Raw genomic sequence first — 17,330 nt, 5'->3', positions numbered from 1 at the left:
ATGAAGCCGATCATCCTGACGTCGCCCCTCCAGGGCTGGGCATCGCCTCTCGAGGCGGTCCCCGACCCGGTCTTCGCCGAACGGATGATGGGCGACGGGATCGCGGTCGATCCGACCGGCGACTGCCTGCACGCGCCGTGCGACGCGGTCGTGCTGAGCGTCCATACCAGCGGCCATGCGATCACGCTGCGCACCCCCGAGGGCGCCGAAATCCTGATGCATATCGGGCTCGACACGGTGGCGCTCGGCGGGCGCGGGTTCACGCCCTGCGTGGCCGAGGGCGCGAGCGTCCAGCGGCTCGATCCGCTGATCCGCTTCGATCTCGATCTGCTGGTCTGCGAGGCGCGCGCGGTAATCACGCCGGTGATCGTCACCAACCCCGAGCGCTTCACGATCGTCCGGCGCGAAACCGGCAAGCTGGTCGGCGTCGGCGAGGCGATGATGACGCTCGAACCCCGCGATGCCGCCGACGTGGCGGTGATCGAGGGCGACACGGTCCGACGCACGATCGTCGTGCCGCTGGTCCACGGCATCCACGCGCGGCCGGCGGCCCGGATCGGCGAGATCGCGCGGAAGTTCGTGTCCGAGGTGAAGATCACTAAGGACGAGCGCGACGGCAATGTTCGCAGCCCGGTCGCCTTGATGGCGCTCGGCGTGAAGCTCGGCGACGAGATCACGCTCGCCGCCACCGGCCCCGACGCCGCCGACGCGCTCGCCGCGATCGGCGACCTGATCCTCGGCGGCATGGGCGAGAAGGCGGAAGCGGGCGTCAACGTATCCGCCGCATCCCCCTCCCCCTCCGTGTTCCCCCGCGAAGGCGGGGGCCCAGGAGCCAAAAACGATGGCACTGCTGGGTCCTGGCCCCCCGCCTCCGCGGGGGAACCGGCTGGAGCCGTTGCGAAGGTTGCGACCCTACCCGCCGACGGCCGCCTGCCCGGTGTCACCGCGTCCCCCGGCATCGCGATCGGCCAGGCGGGCCTCTTCCGCCTCGCCGAGATCGCCGTCGTCCGCGAAGGCGCCGACCCGACCAGCGAACGCGCCGCGCTCGACGAGGCGCTCGCCACCGTCGCCACCCGCCTTGCCACCAAATCGGCCACCGCGACCGGCGCCGAGCGCGCGATCCTGTCGGCACACGCCGCGCTTCTCGACGATCCCACGCTCACTGACGCCGCGTATGCCGCGATCGCGCAAGGCGACAGCGCCGCCTACGCTTGGCGCATCGCGATTCGTGCGCAGGCGGACGCGCTCCACGCCACCGGTGACGCGCGGCTGGCCGAGCGCGCCGACGACATGCTCGACCTCGAACGCCAGCTGCTCCGCGCGCTCGCCGGCGAAGACCTCGACGAGCGCCTGAGCTTCCCGCCCGGCACGATATTGTTGGCGGACGACCTGCTCCCGTCGCATCTGCTCGGGCTCGACACCGCGACGATCGTCGGTTTCTGCGTCGAGCGCGGCGGCCCCACCTCGCACGTCGCGATCCTCGCCGCGACGATGGGGCTGCCTGCCCTGGTCGCGGTCGGCCCAGCCCTCGCCGAGATCGCCGCGGGCACCCCGCTGATCCTCGACGCCGGTGCCGGCCTGCTGCACGTCGCCCCCGATGCAGACACGCGCGCAACCGCGCAAACTGCGTACGACGCGCAAATCGAACGCCGCCGCGCCGCGCTCGCCAACGCCGCGCGCGAATGCCGCACGCAGGACGGTGTGCGAATCGAAGCGTTCGCCAATCTCGGCTCGGCGGACGATGCCGAAGCCGCGGTCCGTAACGGCGCCGAGGGCTGCGGGCTGCTTCGCACCGAATTCCTGTTCCTCGAACGCGACAGCGCGCCCAGCGTCGAGGAACAGACCGCCGACTACCAGCGCATCGCCGACACGCTCGCCGGCCGCCCGCTGATCGTCCGCCTGCTCGACATCGGCGGCGACAAGCCCGCGCCCTACCTCCCGATCGCCGCGGAGGAGAACCCGGCGCTAGGCCTGCGCGGCATCCGCGTCGGCCTCGCGCATCCCGAGATGCTCGACGCCCAGCTGCGCGCGATCCTGGCGGTTCGCCCCGCCGGCCAGTGCCGGATCATGGTGCCGATGATCGCGAGCCTCGCCGAACTCCGCGCAGTTCGCAAAGCACTCGACGCCGCAGCCACCGCAACCGGCCACACCGATCCCGTCGCGCTCGGCATCATGATCGAGACGCCCGCCGCCGCGGTCACCGCCGACCTGCTCGCACAGGAAGCCGACTTCCTCTCGATCGGCACCAACGACCTGACGCAATATGCGCTCGCGATGGACCGCGGCAATCCGGCGGTGGCGAGCGACCTCGACGGGCTTCATCCCGCCGTCCTCCGCCTGATCGCGCGCACCTGCGAAGGCGGTGCGGTTCACGGCAAATGGACCGGCGTGTGCGGCGGCCTCGCCTCCGATCCGCTGGCGGTACCGATCCTGATCGGGCTCGGCGTCACCGAATTGTCGTCCGCGCCTGCGCTCGTGCCAGAGATCAAGGCGCTGGTCGCGACGCTCACGATCGACGCCTGCCGCGCGCATGCCGCCGCCGCCATGAACTGCATTTCAGCCGCGGACGTGCGAACGCTCGCCCGGGAGTTTCGCCCATGAAGTCGCTGCTCGAAGCCCTCCAGCCGCTCGGCCGCGCGCTCATGCTGCCGATCGCGGTGCTCCCCGTCGCCGGGCTGTTGCTGCGGCTCGGCCAGCCCGATCTGCTCGACATCGCGGTGCTCAGCGCCGCCGGCGACGCGATCTTTTCGCACCTCGGCCTGTTGTTCGCGATCGGCGTCGCCACCGGCTTCGCGCGCGACGGCAACGGTGCCGCGTGTCTCGCCGGGGTGGTCTGCTACCTCGTCTCGACGCAGGGCGCGCAGGCGCTGATGACCGTCCCCGCCGATGCGCTGAAGGGCCTGACCGGCGACACCATCGCGCTCGCCTCCGCGGCGTGGAAAGCCAAGGCGATCGCCCGGCTCGACGTGCCGATCGGCATCCTCTCCGGGCTGATCGGCGGCAGTTTCTACAACCGTTTCTCGACCATCGCGCTGCCCGAATACCTTGCCTTCTTCGGCGGTCGCCGGTTCGTGCCGATCGTCAGCGGTGTTGCCGGGCTCGCGCTCGGGCTGATCGTCGGGCTCGGCTTCGGGGCGCTCAGCACGGGGATCGACGGCCTCAGCTACGGGATCAGCGGTTCGGGTGGTTTCGGCCTGTTCGTCTTCGGGTTGCTCAACCGCCTGCTGCTCGTCACCGGGCTGCACCATCTGCTCAACAACATCGTCTGGTTCGTCGCCGGCGATTACCAGGGGACGACCGGTGATCTCCGGCGCTTCTTCGCGGGCGATCCGACCGCGGGTGCCTTCATGGCCGGGTTCTTCCCCGTCATGATGTTCGGCCTGCCCGCCGCCTGCCTCGCGATGTACCATGCCGCGTTGCCGGAGCGCCGGAAAGCGGTCGGCGGGATGCTGCTGAGCCTCGCGCTGACCTCGGCGCTGACCGGCGTGACCGAGCCGATCGAGTTCAGCTTCATGTTCCTGGCACCGGTGCTCTACGCGATCCACGCGGTGCTGACCGGGCTGTCGATGGCGCTGATGAACGCGCTCGGCGTCAAGCTCGGATTCGGCTTCTCGGCCGGGCTGTTCGACTATGTGCTGAACTACGGCAAGGCGACCAAGCCGCTGCTGCTGCTCCCGGTCGGGCTCGCCTATGCGGCGGTCTATTACGTCCTGTTCCGCACCGTCATCAAGCGCCTCGACCTGCCGACCCCCGGTCGCGAGCGCGATGCGCCGGTCGCCGCTGCGGCGGTCGCCAAGAGCGAGCGTGGGGCAGCGTTTGCCGAAGCGCTCGGCGGCGCCGCCAACTTGACCAGCGTCGGCGCTTGCACGACTCGCCTGCGCCTGATCGTCGCCGACCAGTCGCTGGTCGACGAGCCACGGTTGAAGGCACTGGGCGCGCGCGGCCTGATCCGTCCGTCCGACAAGGCGCTCCAGATCGTCCTGGGCCCGATCGCGGACTCGGTCGCGGTCGAGATCCGCGATGCGATCGCCGGGGGCGGACCCGCTCCGGCAGCCGTCGCGCCCGACCTGCCCGGTGTCGCCGACATCCAGCTGACCCCCGCCACGATCGCGGCGCTCGGCGGTGCCGGCAATGTCCAGGGCGCGAGCCGCCACGGCACGCGCGTCCGGATCCGGCTGGACGACGCGGACCGCGCCTCGATCGCGGCGCTGGAAGCGCTCGGCATCCACGCTGTCGCCCGCCCCGCGCCGGGCGTCATCCACCTGTTGCTCGACGGACGGCATGACCCGTCGATCGTGGCGGCCTGACATGACGCTGTCCTCCGCATGGGTTTGCGGGGCGCCCTTGGAGCGCTATCGTCGACGCATGATGAAAAAATCGATCCTGCTGCCCTGCTCGATGATCGTCGCGGCGCTCGCCGGCTGTTCGTCCCCGTCGCAGCCCGAAGCGAAGGACGCGGGCAACGCGAGCGCGCCGACGTCGCCGCCGGCACCGCCAGGGGTATCGGCCACACCGTCCGCCCCCACAGCGGCCGCCGATACCCATGTCAAACCGACGCCGGGCACGCTCAAGACGTTCGGCGACTGGACGGTCGGTTGCGATAACGGCCTGCGATGCACGCTGGGCGCGTTGTTGCCCGAGGACGGCTTCCCTGCAGCCGGCAACCAGTCGACGGTCACGCTCAACATCACGCGCGAGTCCGGTCCGGCCGGCGCGCTCTCCGTGAAGGTCGATGCGTTCGACGGGGCGGCGAAGGCAGCCCCGCCCGCGAGCTTCGCCGTCGATGGCAAGTCGATCGGCTTGACCGATGCCGCCGGGCTCGCTTCGGCGATCGCCAACGGCACGACGCTGACGGTGCGCGCCGCCAACAGCCACAGCCTCGCGACCTTGTCGCTGAAGGGCGCCGCCGCCGCACTCCGCTACATCGACGCACAACAGGGCCGCGCGGGCAGCATCGACGCGATCGTCGCGAAAGGCCCCGCCGCCTCCACCGCGGCGCGCCCACCGCTTCCGGTCATCGCCGCGGTCGCTCCCTCGGGTGTCCCCGCCAAGCTGACCAAGGCGCAAATCGTGACGATGAGCAAACGCGCCACCTGCTCGCTGAACGATGTCGCCACCGGTACCGATGCCGCGACCTTCGACCCCGAAACGCATGCGCTCGGCGGCGGCAAGACGCTCGTGCTGCTCCCGTGCTCGACCGGGGCGTACAACATGATCGCCGCGCTGTTCGTGGTCGACGGCACGACAATCACCCCGGCACAGACGGACGCCCCGGCCGGCTTCGCCGAAACCGGCGCCGACTCGGGTTCGGCGGTGGCGAGCGTGATCAATGGCGTCTTCAAGGACGGCGTCCTGACCAGCTACGCCAAGGGGCGCGGACTCGGCGATTGCGGCGTCACGCAGCGCTTCGTCTGGGACGGCACCCGACTGCGCCTGTCTGAACAATCCGAGATGGGCGAGTGCCGCGGCAACGTCGACTACATCACGACCTGGCGCGCGAACGTGGTCAAGCAATGACCTCATCGATCGTCATCGGGAACGCGGGGCTGCTCGCGCCCGGACGGTTGCGCTGGTTGCGCGCGCTGGGTTGGATGGTAGCGCTGTTCGTCGCCACCTCCTTCCTGCTCTATCCCGGATGGCTCAAACTGCCGGGCGTCGACCGGAGAATACTCGGCGTGGTGGCGGTGCTGCTTGCCTATCTCGGGTATGCGGCCGCGGTGCATTTGGGCGAGCGGCGGCGACCCGTCGAGATCGCGCCACGCCCGCTGTTACCCGAACTGTTGCTCGGGATCGCGATCGGGCTGGGCATGTTCGCACTGGTCTTCGCCAGCCTGAGGCTGCTTGGGGTCTATACCATGACGGCGGGCAACTGGACGGATTGGCAGGACGATATCGTCGATGCGCTACGCACCGGGTTCGCCGAAGAACTGCTGTTGCGACTGATCGCGTTCCGCCTGTTGATCCGTGCGTTCGGCGTGTCGGTGGCGCTGGTCATATCGGCGCTGCTCTTCGGTGCGCTGCATCTTGCCAACCCCAATGCGAGCGTCTTTGCGGCAATCGCCATCGCGGTCGAGGCGGGGCTGATGCTCGCGGCATTCTATCTGCTCACGGGGCGTATCTGGACGGCGATCGGTGTGCATGCCGCATGGAATTTTGCACAAGGCCCGATCTTCGGTGCCCGCGTCTCAGGCGGCACGGATGCCGGCAGCCTGTTTGCCAGTGCCCCCATAGCCGGTTCGCCCGCGATCCTCAGCGGCGGGGCGTTTGGTCCCGAGGCGTCACTGTCAGCGATCCTGGTCGGACTGGCGATCTTCGTGGTCGTGCTCCGCGCCGCTCAAGGCGCCGGCCGCTCCACCTGAGCCTCGGCCAGATACACGCCGAACAGCCCCTCGGGATCGGTCCACGCCGCCACTGGCGTCCACCCGCCCGACCGCAGCAGGATCCGCGCATCGCGCGCGCCGTATTTGTGCGAGTTCTCGGTGTGGATCGTCTCGCCCTCGGTCATTTCGAACGACCGCCCATCCACCTCGAACGCGACGTCGCGCGTCGCCGCCAAATGCATTTCCACTCGCGCGCGATCGTCGTTCCAGACTGCCTTGTGGCGGAATGCCTCGACCGGGATATCGCCGTCCAGTTCGCGGTTGATCCGCTCGAGCAGGTTGAGGTTGAACGCAGCGGTCACGCCCTGTGCGTCGTCATACGCCGGGACCAGCACGTCCTCGCCCTTGATGCGGTCCATCCCGATCAACAGCATCGCGCCAACGCCGAGCGATGTCCGCATCGCCCGCAACAGATCGACGGCCATCAGCGGGATCATGTTGCCGATCGTCGAGCCCGGAAAGAACCCGAGCTTGGGCGTGTCGGCGATAGTCTTGGGCAGGCTCAACGGCCGCATGAAGTCGGCCTCGAACGGCAGCACCAGCAGGTCGGGGAACTGGTCGCCCAGCACCTTCGACGATTCCCGCAGGAAATCGCCCGAAATGTCGATCGGCACATAGACCGACGGTGCGACCGCATCGAGCAGGATCGGCGTCTTGGTCGACGATCCCGACCCGAACTCGACCACCGCACGGCCCTCGCCGGCGATCCTGGCGACCTCCGGACACGCGGTCTCGAGGATCGAGCGCTCGGTCCGCGTCGGGTAATATTCCGGCAGGTCGGTGATCTTCTCGAACAGTTCCGAGCCGCGCCGGTCGTAGAACCACCGCGCCGGGATCGCGCGCGGGCGGCGGGCGAGGCCGTCCAGCACGTCGGCACGGAATTGCGGATCGGCGAGCGTCTGCTGGCCGTCCTCGATTTCAGGCTTCAACATCAGATATCTTTCGCGAGGCGCACGCCGGTGAACTGCCACCGTTGGTGCGGATAGAAGAAATTGCGGTAGCTGGCGCGCACGTGACCGCGCGGCGTCGCGCAGCTGCCGCCCCGCAGGATGAATTGCGAACTCATGAACTTGCCGTTGTATTCGCCGACCGCGCCGTCGACCTTGGCGAACTTCGGATAGGGTCGATACGCGCTGCCGGTCCATTCCCAGACATCGCCGAAGAACGCCGGACCGCCTGCCGAAGGCCGAGGTTCGACCGGCCCCGCCACGTCCATCTGGTTGCCGCCGCGCGCATCATGCGACGACGCCGCCGCCTCCCATTCGAACTCGGTCGGCAACCGTGCGCCAGCCCAGCTCGCATACGCGTCCGCCTCGAAGAAGCTCACATGCGTTACCGGGGCGGCCGGATCGATCGCGCGGCGACCATCGAGCCCGAACCGGGTCCAGCCGCCGTCCCGCTCCTCCCAATAGAGCGGCGCGATAATCGCTTCCGCCTTCACCCAGGCCCAACCATCCGCGAGCCAGTGCCGTGCGTCGCGGTAGCCGCCATCGGCGATGAACGCCGCCCATTCGCCATTGGTCACGGTCCGGTCGGCGATCGCGTGCGGCGGCACCAGAGCGGCATGACGTGGCCCCTCGCAATCGAACGCAAAGCCTTCGCCGTCATGGCCAATCTCGACGATCTCGCTGCCACGCTCGATCCAGCCGATCGGACCTGGCATCGCCACCGGCACCTTTCGCGGGGCCGGCCACATCGCCGGCTCGAGCGGATTCTCAGAAAACATGTGGAGGATATCGGTCACCAGCAATTCCTGGTGCTGCTCCTCGTGGTGGCAGCCGAGTGCCACCAGCGCCTGCGCGTCCTCGGACAGCGTCGGCAGCGCCGCAAGCAGCGCCGCATCGACATGCGCGCGGTACGCCCGCACTTCGTCGAGCGATGGCCTCGTCACCATTCCGCGCCGATCGCGCGCATGGCGACGCCCTTCGGCCTCGTAATAGCTGTTGAACAGGAACGGGAACCGCTCGTCGTGCAGCGCATAGCCTGTGACATGATCGCGCAGGACAAACGTTTCGAAGAACCACGTCGTGTGCGCCATGTGCCATTTGGTCGGCGATGCGTCGGGCATCGACTGCACCGTCGCATCGGCATCCGATAGCGGCGCGGCGAGTGAGAGCGTCAGATCGCGGACTGCTGCAAACCGTTCGGCTAGATGGGATGCTTGCGACGCCGCGGCGCGATCGGGACGGACGGGACTGGGCATCGATCTCTCCTCAGTTCTACGTCGACCGATGCGACGTTGGAACGCGAGCGACGATACGCGCCTAGTCGCGCGTAGCCCCCGGTCGCCAAAGAACGTCTCCGGCGCCGTTTTGGTTCACCGCGCGCGATGCCACGAACAGGAAATCCGATAACCGGTTAACATACGCTAATGCGGCGGGATTGAGCGGCTGCGTCTCGCTCGCACCGACCGCGGATCGCTCCGCGCGCCGGCTGATCGCACGCGCCAGGTGCAGCGCGGCGGCTTCGGCCGAACCACCCGGCAGGATGAAACTGCGCAACGGGGCGAGGTGCGCGTTCATCGCATCGATCTCGCGCTCCAGCCGCTCAACCTGCGAGGGCACGATCCGCAACACCATCTCCGACGGCGTGAAGTCCTCCGCGCCGGCTTCGTCCGCGCCCGCGGGGGTCGCGAGATCCGCGCCGAGATCGAACAGGTCGTTCTGGATCCGGGTCAACGCCGCCGCCATCGGCTGGTCGCCGAGCGCGATCACCGCGAGCCCGATCGCCGAGTTCGCTTCGTCGACATCGCCGATCGCCTGCATCAGCGCGCTCGACTTCGACACGCGCGATCCGTCAACCAGGCCGGTCGTGCCGTCGTCGCCGGTCCGCGTGTAGATCTTGTTCAGCTTGACCATCGGTCGTTGCTCCCGACCTAGGTCCGACCCGCCGCGAACAGGATGACGACGACGATCAGGATCGCGAGCGCCTGGAAGAAGATGCGCTGTTGCATCATCCGGTTCGATTTGAGCGAGGCCGCGCTCGGCCCGTTGCCGTCGCGGACCTGCGCGCTGCCCTCCTGCAGGAACGACACGACGCCCCGCACGAGAGCCACGACGGTCGCGATCATGGCCGCGATCAGGAGGATGACGAGGAACGTGTTCATGGGTCGAGTGTAAGCGCGCACCGGCGGGGTAGCAATGGCATACCCACGGACCCGAAATGACCGATGTTACCACGTATCGATATCGTGAAACTGCCGATGCCGCGCGCCATCCGATATTGCGGAACGGCGTTCGATACGCGCACATGGCGCATGCTCTACCTCGCACTCAAGGCCCTGATTTCCGGCATCCTGATCGCCGCGGCGTCGGAACTGGCGAAACGTTATCCCGGTTTCGGCGCTTTGGTGGCCTCGCTGCCGCTGGTTTCGGTGCTGGGCATGATCTGGCTCTGGCACGACAAACCCGATCCGCGAACCATGGCCGCGCACGCCGGCGCGACCTTCTGGTACGTGCTGCCGTCGTTGCCGATGTTCCTGCTGATCCCGGTGATGTTGCGACATGGTGCGCCGTTCTGGCTGTCGTTGCTCGCAGGCTGCGTGCTGACGATCGCGCTGTACGCGGCGATGACGTGGGCGCCGCCGAGACTGGGGATCGAGCTTTAGCGCACCACCTCAAACAGAGAGCACCACCCCGGCGCAGGCCGGGGTGGTGGGAATCGATAGTGGGCGCGGTCGTTGCTTCGGGCGCTACCTAAACTGCCCCCGCAACCGCGCCGCCAAGGCCACCCCATCCTCTCCACCAACCCGCATCTCCGCCAACGACTTCGCCCCATCGCGCTTGGCCAGCCGCCGCCCGCTCGCGTCCAGCACCAGCGGATGGTGATGATAGGCCGGCACCGGCAAGCCGAGCAGCGCCTGCAGCACCCGGTGGACGTGCGTCGCAGCGAACAGGTCCTCCCCGCGCACCACGTCCGTCACCCCTTGCGCGGCATCGTCGAGCGTCACCGCCAGGTGATAGCTTGCCGGCGCATCTTTGCGCGACAGCACGACATCGCCCTGCGGCATAGGATCGGCAACCACGTCCCCCGCCGTCGCATCGTGCCACGTCAGCGCGCCCGTCGAGTGCAACGCCTTCGCCATATCCAGCCGCCAGCAGCACGCCCCCGTCCGCGCGTCGATCTCCGCCGCCGACAGCCCGCGACACGTCCCGGGATACGCTGGCCCGACATCCCCCTGCGGCGCAGACGCACTCGCCGCGATCTCCGCGCGCGTGCAGAAACACGGATAAACCAGCCCGCGCGCCTTCAGCCGATCGAGCGCCGCCTCGTACGTCGCCAGCCGCGCCGACTGAAACACGAGCGCGTCCCACCGCAACCCGAGCCACGCCAGATCCTCGAGAATGCCGTGGACGAATTCGGCCCGGCTCCGCGTCCCGTCGATATCCTCGATCCGCAGCACGAACCGCCCGCCGCGCGCGCGCGCGAAATCATGCGACCGGATCGCCGACACCGCATGCCCCAGATGCAGCCGCCCGGTCGGGCTCGGCGCGAACCGGGTAACAACCGTCTCGCCGCTCACCGCGCTTGACCTGACGACACGCGCCGTGCTGTCATGCCAATGTCATCGCTGTCGTCCATAGGGCGCTCTGCGAAGCCTGAGTGGGAGGAGCCGTGTTTCACCCCGATCTGATGCGTCACCCGGATGGTTGTCCGGCGCTTGTGCTCAATGCCGATTACACGCCGCTTTCCTACTATCCGCTCAGCGTCTGGCCGTGGCAAACCGCGGTCAAGGCTGTCTTCCTCGACCGTGTCGACATCGTCGCCACCTATGAACGCGAAGTCCGCAGCGCCAATTTCGCGCTGAAGCTGCCCTCGGTGATCGCGCTCAAGCAGTTCGTCCGACCGTCGCAATTTCCCGCCTTCACCCGCTTCAACCTGTTCCTGCGCGACAAGTTCACCTGCCAATATTGCGGCAAGCTGCGCGATCTCACCTTCGACCATGTCGTCCCCCGTGCGCAAGGCGGGCGTACCACGTGGGAGAACGTCGTCACCGCCTGCTCGCCCTGCAACCTCAAGAAAGGTGGCCGCACGCCGAAGCAGGCGGGCATGCCGCTGCACATCGAGGCGATCCGGCCGACCAACTGGCATCTCCAGGAACACGGCCGCAGTTTTCCGCCCAACTACCTGCACGACACATGGCACGACTGGTTGTATTGGGACATCGAACTGGAGCCGTAACGGGCGCCACCGGATTGTTTCGATACGACGGGAGATACTATGCGCGTAATGGTCGGAGCGGCACTCGTCGCGACAGGATTGATGCTGTCCGCATGCGGCGACAAGGACGAGCAGCGCGCGCAGGCCGACGCCAATGCGTCCGGCTTCGTGCCACCGTCGGTGACGTCGCGGCTCGACTTCGGCGCGAGCATGGAACGCCGCTTCCGCACGCTCGATCGCAACGCCGACGACCGTATCACCAAGGACGAGCTGCCCGCCCCCAACGCGCGGATCAAGGCGTTCGACCGCAACAACGACGGCGTCATCACCGCGATCGAATGGAGCGAAGGCACGCTCGCCTGGTTCGACCGGATGGACCTGAACCACGACGGCACCGTCACGTCCGAAGAGCGTGCGGAGTCGCGCAAGCGCTAAGCGGTGTAATTATGTGTCGGCGATAGTCGGACCAACGCGACAAATCTACTGTATGAGGTTGACCTGATCCCTGCCGCAGCGCAGCAGGGAGTCATGGCTAGCCTTCCCGCAATCGCGAACAATTCCGACATCCGCTTCCTCGGCAAACTGCTCGGCGACGTCATCCGCGCCTATGGCGGCGACGCGCTGTTCGAAGCGACCGAGACGATCCGCAAGGCATCGGTGGAGCGCCACCGCGACGCCTCCGAGGGCAAGGCGGGTGACGACCGCGCCGTCGATCTCAGCCTCGAAAAGCTCAGCCTCGACGAGACGCTCGATTTCGTCCGCGGCTTCATGTTGTTCTCGATGCTCGCCAACCTCGCCGAGGACCGCCAGGGTATCGCCGCGGAAGATGGCGCCGATCTCGCCTCCGCGATCGCCCAGCTCGAATCCGAAGGCATCGCGCGCACGCAGATCCGAGCGCTGCTCGACCACGCGCTGATCGCCCCCGTCCTCACCGCGCACCCGACCGAAGTGCGGCGCAAAAGCATGATCGACCATCGCAACCGCATCGCCGAACTGATGGCGTTGCGCGATCTCGGCCGCGACACCACGCCCGATGGTGACGCCGTCGACGACGCGATCCTCCGCCAGATCGCGCTGCTCTGGCAAACCCGCGTCCTCCGCCGCGACCGGCTCTACGTCACCGACGAGGTCGACACCGCGCTCAGCTATCTGCGCGACGTGTTTCTCCCCGCGCTCCCCGCGCTCTACCAGCGCTGGGACCGCGCACTCGGCGAACGCACGCCCAGCTTCCTGCGTCCCGGCAGCTGGATCGGCGGCGACCGCGACGGCAACCCCTATGTCACCGCCGACTCGCTGAAGGCTGCGCTGTCGAAGGCCAGCGAAGCGGTGCTCGGCTATTATTGCGACGCAGTGCACGCACTTGGCGCCGAACTCTCGATCTCGACCGAGCACGCCCCCGCCGATGCTGCGGTCCAGGCGCTTGCCGACGCCAGCGGCGACGATGCCGCTAGCCGCAGCGACGAGCCCTATCGCCGCGCGCTCTCCGGCATCTACGCCCGCCTGTCCGCGACGCACGACGCGCTCACGGGCAAGCACGCCCCCCGCCCCGGCCGCCTCGTCGGCGAGCCCTATGCCAACCCCGCCGACTTCCGCGCCGACCTCGTCACGCTCGCGCACGGCCTCGGCATCGCGCTGAAGACCGGCGGCGCGCTCGGCCGGCTGATCCGCGCGGTCGAGACGTTCGGCTTCCACCTCGCCACATTGGACCTGCGCCAGAACAGCGCAGTCCACCAACGCGTCGTCGCCGAACTGCTGAAAGTCGCAGGCGTCGAAGCCGATTACCTGTCGCTCAACGAAGATGCCCGCGTCGCGCTCCTCCGCCGCGAACTCGCCAACGCCCGCCCGCTCACCTCGCGCTTCGCCGAATATTCGGAGGAAACCGCCGGCGAACTCGCAATCGTCCAGGCCGCCGCCGACGCGCACGCCGCCTACGGCCCGGCGTGCATCACCAACTACATCGTCTCGATGGCGCAGTCGGTCAGCGACCTGCTCGAAGTGAACCTCCTGCTCAAGGAAGTCGGCCTGTACCGCCCCGGTGAAACCCCGACCGCCGCGATCATGGCGGTCCCGCTGTTCGAGACGATCGGCGATCTCGAAGCCGCGCCCGCCGTCATGACCGCGTGGTTCGCACTCCCCGAGATCGCGACCATCTCCAAGGCGCGCGGCCATCAGGAAGTGATGATCGGCTATTCGGACAGCAACAAGGACGGCGGGTACCTCACCTCCACCTGGCAACTCTCGAAAGCCTCGACCGCGCTAAAACCCGTCTTCGCGGCGGCCGGCGTCGGCATGCAGCTGTTCCACGGCCGCGGCGGCGCGGTCGGGCGGGGCGGCGGCTCGGCGTTCCGTGCGATCCGCGCGCAGCCCTCGGGCACCGTCCAGGGCCGCATCCGCATCACCGAACAGGGCGAGGTCATCGCCGCCAAATACGGCACGCGCGACGCCGCGATGACCAATCTCGAAGCGATCGCGTCGGCCACGTTGCTCGCCAGCCTCGAACCCGAACGCCTGTCAAACGCCGACAACGCGAGCTTCTCCGCCGCAATGGACACGCTCAGCGACACCGCATTCCACAACTACCGCGACCTGGTTTACGGTACGGAGGGCTTCCGCACCTTCTTCCGCCAGATGACGCCGATCGCCGAGATCGCCGGCCTCAAGATCGGCAGCCGCCCCGCCAGCCGCACCAAGTCCGACCGCATCGAAGACCTCCGCGCGATCCCCTGGGTATTTAGCTGGGCGCAGGCGCGCGTCATGCTCCCCGGCTGGTACGGGGTAGGCCGTGCGATCGCCGATTTCGAGGACAAGGCGCTGCTGAAGGACATGGCGCAAGGCTGGCCGCTCTTCGCCTCCGCGCTGGCCAACCTCGAGATGGTGCTGGCCAAGTCCGACATCGGCATCGCCGAACGCTATGCCGGGCTCGTGGAAGACGACAAGCTCCGCGAGATCTTCACCACGATCCGCGACGGCTGGCACCAGACCCACGACGGCCTGCTCGCGGTAACAGGCCAGTCCCGCCTCCTCGAAAAGCACCCCGCCCTAGACGCCTCGATCCGCCTCCGCCTGCCGTATATCGAGCCGCTAAATCTCCTCCAGATCGAACTTATCAAACGCCGCCGCGCCGGCGAGGACGACCCGCGGATAGGCGAAGGCATCCTCCTATCCATCAACGCCATCGCGACGGCCCTAAGAAACAGCGGCTAAATCTGCTCCCCTCCCGCCTGCGGGAGGGGTCGGGGGAGGGGCGTGTCCAAGAGACCGGACGCCAGTACGTACGTCGCGCCCTCCCCTAACCCCTCCCGCAAGCGGGAGGGGAATTATGAGTAAAACGGCGCGGCCACATCCTCGCGCACGCGCATCAGCCGCCCGGTCTCGCGGTCGAGCAAAGCCCAGGTCGTCACCGCCTCCAGCTTCACCTTCCCGTCACCGCCCAAAAACCGAACATGCCGGTCGAACCGAGCCCCCTTCGGCGGCGTCTCGACCCAAGTCTCGCCAACGACCGTCTCCCCCGAAACGACACTCGCGCGGTAATCGATCTCATGCCGCGTCACGACCCACATATAGGCCAGCTTGTGCTCCCTCGGCGCGACAGCGTCCCAATGCGCGGTGGCGATGGCCTGGATCCACTGCACCCAGACCGCATTGTTCACATGCCCAAGCTCGTCGATATCCGCGTCCTGCGCCGTAATCGAGAGCGTGAACCGGCTCACCCCGCGACGCCCAGCTGCCACAGCACGAACGCGTGTTCCTCCGCACCCTCACGCAGCGATTCGAACCGTCCCGACTTGCCGCCATGCCCCGCGCCCATGTTGGTCTTGAGCAGCAGCACATTGTCGTCGGTCTTCATCAACCGCAGCTTCGCCGCCCACTTCGCCGGCTCCCAATAGGTCACGCGCGGATCGTTCAGCCCGCCGCTGATGAACATCGGCGGATAAGCCTGCGCCTTCACGTTGTCGTACGGCGAATACGACCGGATCAGCTGGAACGCAGCCTCGTCCTCGATCGGATTACCCCACTCCGGCCACTCGCCCGGCGTCAGCGGCAGGCTCTCGTCGAGCATCGTATTCAGCACGTCGACGAACGGCACATCCGCGATCACCGCGCCCCACAGCTCGGGATCGGAATTGACTACCGCCCCCATCAGCTCGCCGCCCGCGGACCGCCCCGCGATCGCGATCTTCCCCGCCGACGTCCACTGCGCGTCGACCAACGCCTTCGCCACATCCACGAAATCGTTGAAGGTGTTCGCGCGCTTCTCGAGCTTGCCGTCCAGATACCATTGCTGGCCGAGATCATCGCCACCGCGGATATGCGCGATCGCATAGGCGAACCCGCGATCGAGCAGGCTCATCCGCCCCGTCGAGAAGCCCGGCGGGATCGCATAGCCGTACGCGCCATACGCATAGAGGAACAAAGGCGCCGACCCATCGCGAACGAACCCCGCCGGATACACGATCGAAACCGGAATCTCCGTCCCGTCCCGCGCGGTAATCTTGAGCCGCTCGGTCGCGTATTTCGCCGGGTCGTACCCGCTCGGGATTTCCTGCACCTTGAGCATCGTCCGCTCACCGGTATCGACGTCATAGTCGTACACGGTGCCAGGCGTGACCATCGACTCATACCCAAGCCGCAACACCGTCATGTCGTACTCGGGATTGTCCCCCAGCCCCGCGACGTAGCTCGCCTCGGGAAAGTCGATCCGCTTGCCCTCGGTCGGCGTCTCGTACCGGTGGATCGCGATCTGATCGAGCCCGTCCTCGCGCCCGTCGACCACGAAGAAGTCCTGATAACACTCCACGCCGGTCATGTAGAACGTCGGGCTCGCCGGGATCAGTTCGCTCCACGCATCCGGCTCCTCGACCAGCGCGGTGCAAAGCCGGAAATTGGGATCGACGTCGTTGGTATGGATGAACAGCGTCCCGTCATGCTCGTCTACATCATATTCGCGGCCCACCTTCCGCGCCGAAACGAGGATCGGCACCGCCAGCGGCTCATGCGCGGGCAGCAGATACAGTTCGCTCGTCACATGATCGCTGGTCGCAATCACAATCCACTTGCGCGAACTCGTCTCGCCGACGCCGACGCGAAAGCCCTCGTCTTCCTCGTGGAACAGCACGACGTCCTCGGAAATCGGCGTCCCCAACCGGTGGAACCGCGCATTGTCCGTCCGCCACTGCTCGTTCGCCAGCCCGTACAAGAAGCCCGCATCGTCCGCGGTCCAGACGATCTCGCTGAGCATCCCCGGAATCACGTCGGGCAGATGCTCGCCGGTATCCAGGTCCTTGACCCGAACCTCGAACCGCTCGCTCCCATTGTCGTCGATCGCATAGGCGAGATAGCGCCCGTCATTGCTGACCGAGAACGCCCCGAGCCGGAAATACTCATGCCCCTCCGCCAGCGCCGGCTCGTCGAGCAACAGCTCGTCGTCACCACCGGTGATAGGTTTCCGCCACCATTTCTTGTACTGCCCGCCAGTCTCGTACGCGGTCCAATAGAGCCAGTCGCCATCCTTCTGCGGCACCGAGGATTCGTCCTCCTTGATGCGCGCCTTCATCTCTTCGTAGATCGTATCGACCAGCGCAGTGTGCGGCGCCATCTGCTCTTCGAAATATGCGTTCTCGGCGGCAAGATACGCCAGCACGTCGGCGTCATCGACCTCCGGATAGTTCGGATCCTTCAGCCACGCATAGGGATCCTCGATCGTCACGCCGTGCGTGGTGAAGCTGTGCGGGCGCTGTTCGGCGATGGGGGGCGTGGTCATGCCGGTGTGTTAGCCGGGCAGCCGACGGA

15 protein-coding genes are annotated in these 17,330 nt (G+C 67.5%); 8 read left to right on the top strand and 7 right to left on the bottom strand.

Annotated features, from left to right (window positions below; translation table 11 throughout):
- The 4 genes from ptsP to ACLBWL_RS04015 are packed head-to-tail and all read left to right on the top strand — an operon-like array spanning nucleotide 1 to nucleotide 6,359.
- Nucleotides 1-2,601 carry a phosphoenolpyruvate--protein phosphotransferase gene (gene ptsP / locus ACLBWL_RS04030; RefSeq protein WP_447790439.1) on the top strand — a complete coding sequence of 867 codons (2,601 nt, stop codon included), beginning with the start codon at nucleotides 1-3 and terminating at the stop codon, nucleotides 2,599-2,601.
- Nucleotides 2,598-4,307, top strand: coding sequence for an N-acetylglucosamine-specific PTS transporter subunit IIBC (nagE, locus tag ACLBWL_RS04025; RefSeq protein WP_447790437.1), 1,710 nt, complete (start codon nucleotides 2,598-2,600; stop codon nucleotides 4,305-4,307). The genes ptsP and nagE overlap by 4 nt, the downstream gene beginning before the upstream one ends.
- Nucleotides 4,308-4,365: 58 nt before the next feature.
- Entirely contained in the window at nucleotides 4,366-5,517 is a 1,152-nt protein-coding gene (locus tag ACLBWL_RS04020; protein WP_447790435.1) for a DUF1176 domain-containing protein, read from the top strand.
- Complete coding sequence (locus ACLBWL_RS04015; protein ID WP_447790431.1) at nucleotides 5,514-6,359, top strand: CPBP family intramembrane glutamic endopeptidase; 846 nt, start codon at nucleotides 5,514-5,516, stop codon at nucleotides 6,357-6,359. The genes ACLBWL_RS04020 and ACLBWL_RS04015 overlap by 4 nt, the downstream gene beginning before the upstream one ends.
- Here ACLBWL_RS04015 and egtD read toward each other — a convergent pair.
- From egtD to ACLBWL_RS03995, 4 genes are all read right to left on the bottom strand, one after another.
- On the bottom strand, nucleotides 6,335-7,312 hold the full coding sequence (gene egtD, locus ACLBWL_RS04010) for an L-histidine N(alpha)-methyltransferase (RefSeq protein ID WP_447790429.1): 978 nt from the start codon (nucleotides 7,310-7,312) through the stop codon (nucleotides 6,335-6,337). The genes ACLBWL_RS04015 and egtD overlap by 25 nt on opposite strands.
- The gene (gene egtB, locus ACLBWL_RS04005) at nucleotides 7,312-8,583 is read right to left on the bottom strand and encodes an ergothioneine biosynthesis protein EgtB (RefSeq protein WP_447790427.1); all 1,272 of its coding nucleotides are present in this window, start codon (nucleotides 8,581-8,583) and stop codon (nucleotides 7,312-7,314) included. Before egtB ends, egtD begins: the two co-directional genes overlap by 1 nt.
- A gap of 61 nt (nucleotides 8,584-8,644) precedes the next feature.
- Nucleotides 8,645-9,238: a cob(I)yrinic acid a,c-diamide adenosyltransferase gene (locus tag ACLBWL_RS04000; protein WP_447790425.1), complete on the bottom strand. Its 594-nt coding sequence runs from the start codon at nucleotides 9,236-9,238 to the stop codon at nucleotides 8,645-8,647.
- Nucleotides 9,239-9,255: 17 nt separating this feature from the next.
- Entirely contained in the window at nucleotides 9,256-9,486 is a 231-nt protein-coding gene (locus ACLBWL_RS03995; protein WP_056418893.1) for a twin transmembrane helix small protein, read from the bottom strand.
- A 150-nt stretch (nucleotides 9,487-9,636) separates the two neighbouring features.
- On the opposite strand from ACLBWL_RS03995, the gene ACLBWL_RS03990 reads away from it, so the two are divergent.
- A complete protein-coding gene (locus tag ACLBWL_RS03990) occupies nucleotides 9,637-9,987 on the top strand; it encodes a DUF3147 family protein (RefSeq protein WP_447791991.1) in 351 nt (116 codons plus the stop codon).
- 84 nt (nucleotides 9,988-10,071) lie between these two features.
- Here the strand turns inward: ACLBWL_RS03990 and gluQRS are convergent, their stop codons facing one another.
- Entirely contained in the window at nucleotides 10,072-10,902 is an 831-nt protein-coding gene (gene gluQRS, locus ACLBWL_RS03985) for a tRNA glutamyl-Q(34) synthetase GluQRS (RefSeq protein ID WP_447790423.1), read from the bottom strand.
- A 92-nt stretch (nucleotides 10,903-10,994) separates the two neighbouring features.
- On the opposite strand from gluQRS, the gene ACLBWL_RS03980 reads away from it, so the two are divergent.
- From ACLBWL_RS03980 to ppc, 3 genes are all read left to right on the top strand, one after another.
- Nucleotides 10,995-11,561, top strand: a complete 567-nt coding sequence (locus tag ACLBWL_RS03980) for an HNH endonuclease (protein ID WP_447790421.1) — start codon at nucleotides 10,995-10,997, stop codon at nucleotides 11,559-11,561.
- Between the two features lie 39 nt (nucleotides 11,562-11,600).
- Entirely contained in the window at nucleotides 11,601-11,975 is a 375-nt protein-coding gene (locus ACLBWL_RS03975) for a hypothetical protein (protein WP_447790419.1), read from the top strand.
- 93 nt (nucleotides 11,976-12,068) lie between these two features.
- Nucleotides 12,069-14,744 (top strand): phosphoenolpyruvate carboxylase, encoded by a 2,676-nt coding sequence (gene ppc / locus ACLBWL_RS03970; RefSeq protein WP_447790417.1) that lies wholly within the window; start codon nucleotides 12,069-12,071, stop codon nucleotides 14,742-14,744.
- A 113-nt stretch (nucleotides 14,745-14,857) separates the two neighbouring features.
- Here the strand turns inward: ppc and ACLBWL_RS03965 are convergent, their stop codons facing one another.
- Together ACLBWL_RS03965 and ACLBWL_RS03960 are read right to left on the bottom strand one after the other, a co-directional pair.
- Nucleotides 14,858-15,250, bottom strand: a complete 393-nt coding sequence (locus ACLBWL_RS03965) for an acyl-CoA thioesterase (protein ID WP_447790415.1) — start codon at nucleotides 15,248-15,250, stop codon at nucleotides 14,858-14,860.
- Nucleotides 15,247-17,301, bottom strand: coding sequence for a S9 family peptidase (locus tag ACLBWL_RS03960; RefSeq protein WP_447790413.1), 2,055 nt, complete (start codon nucleotides 17,299-17,301; stop codon nucleotides 15,247-15,249). Before ACLBWL_RS03960 ends, ACLBWL_RS03965 begins: the two co-directional genes overlap by 4 nt.
- Between the last annotated feature and the right edge of the window lie 29 nt (nucleotides 17,302-17,330).

This window comes from Sphingomonas sp. M1A8_2b, assembly GCF_053345535.1.
The sequence above is the reverse complement of the archived record's forward strand: the minus strand, read 5'-3'. Positions and strand labels throughout refer to the sequence as shown.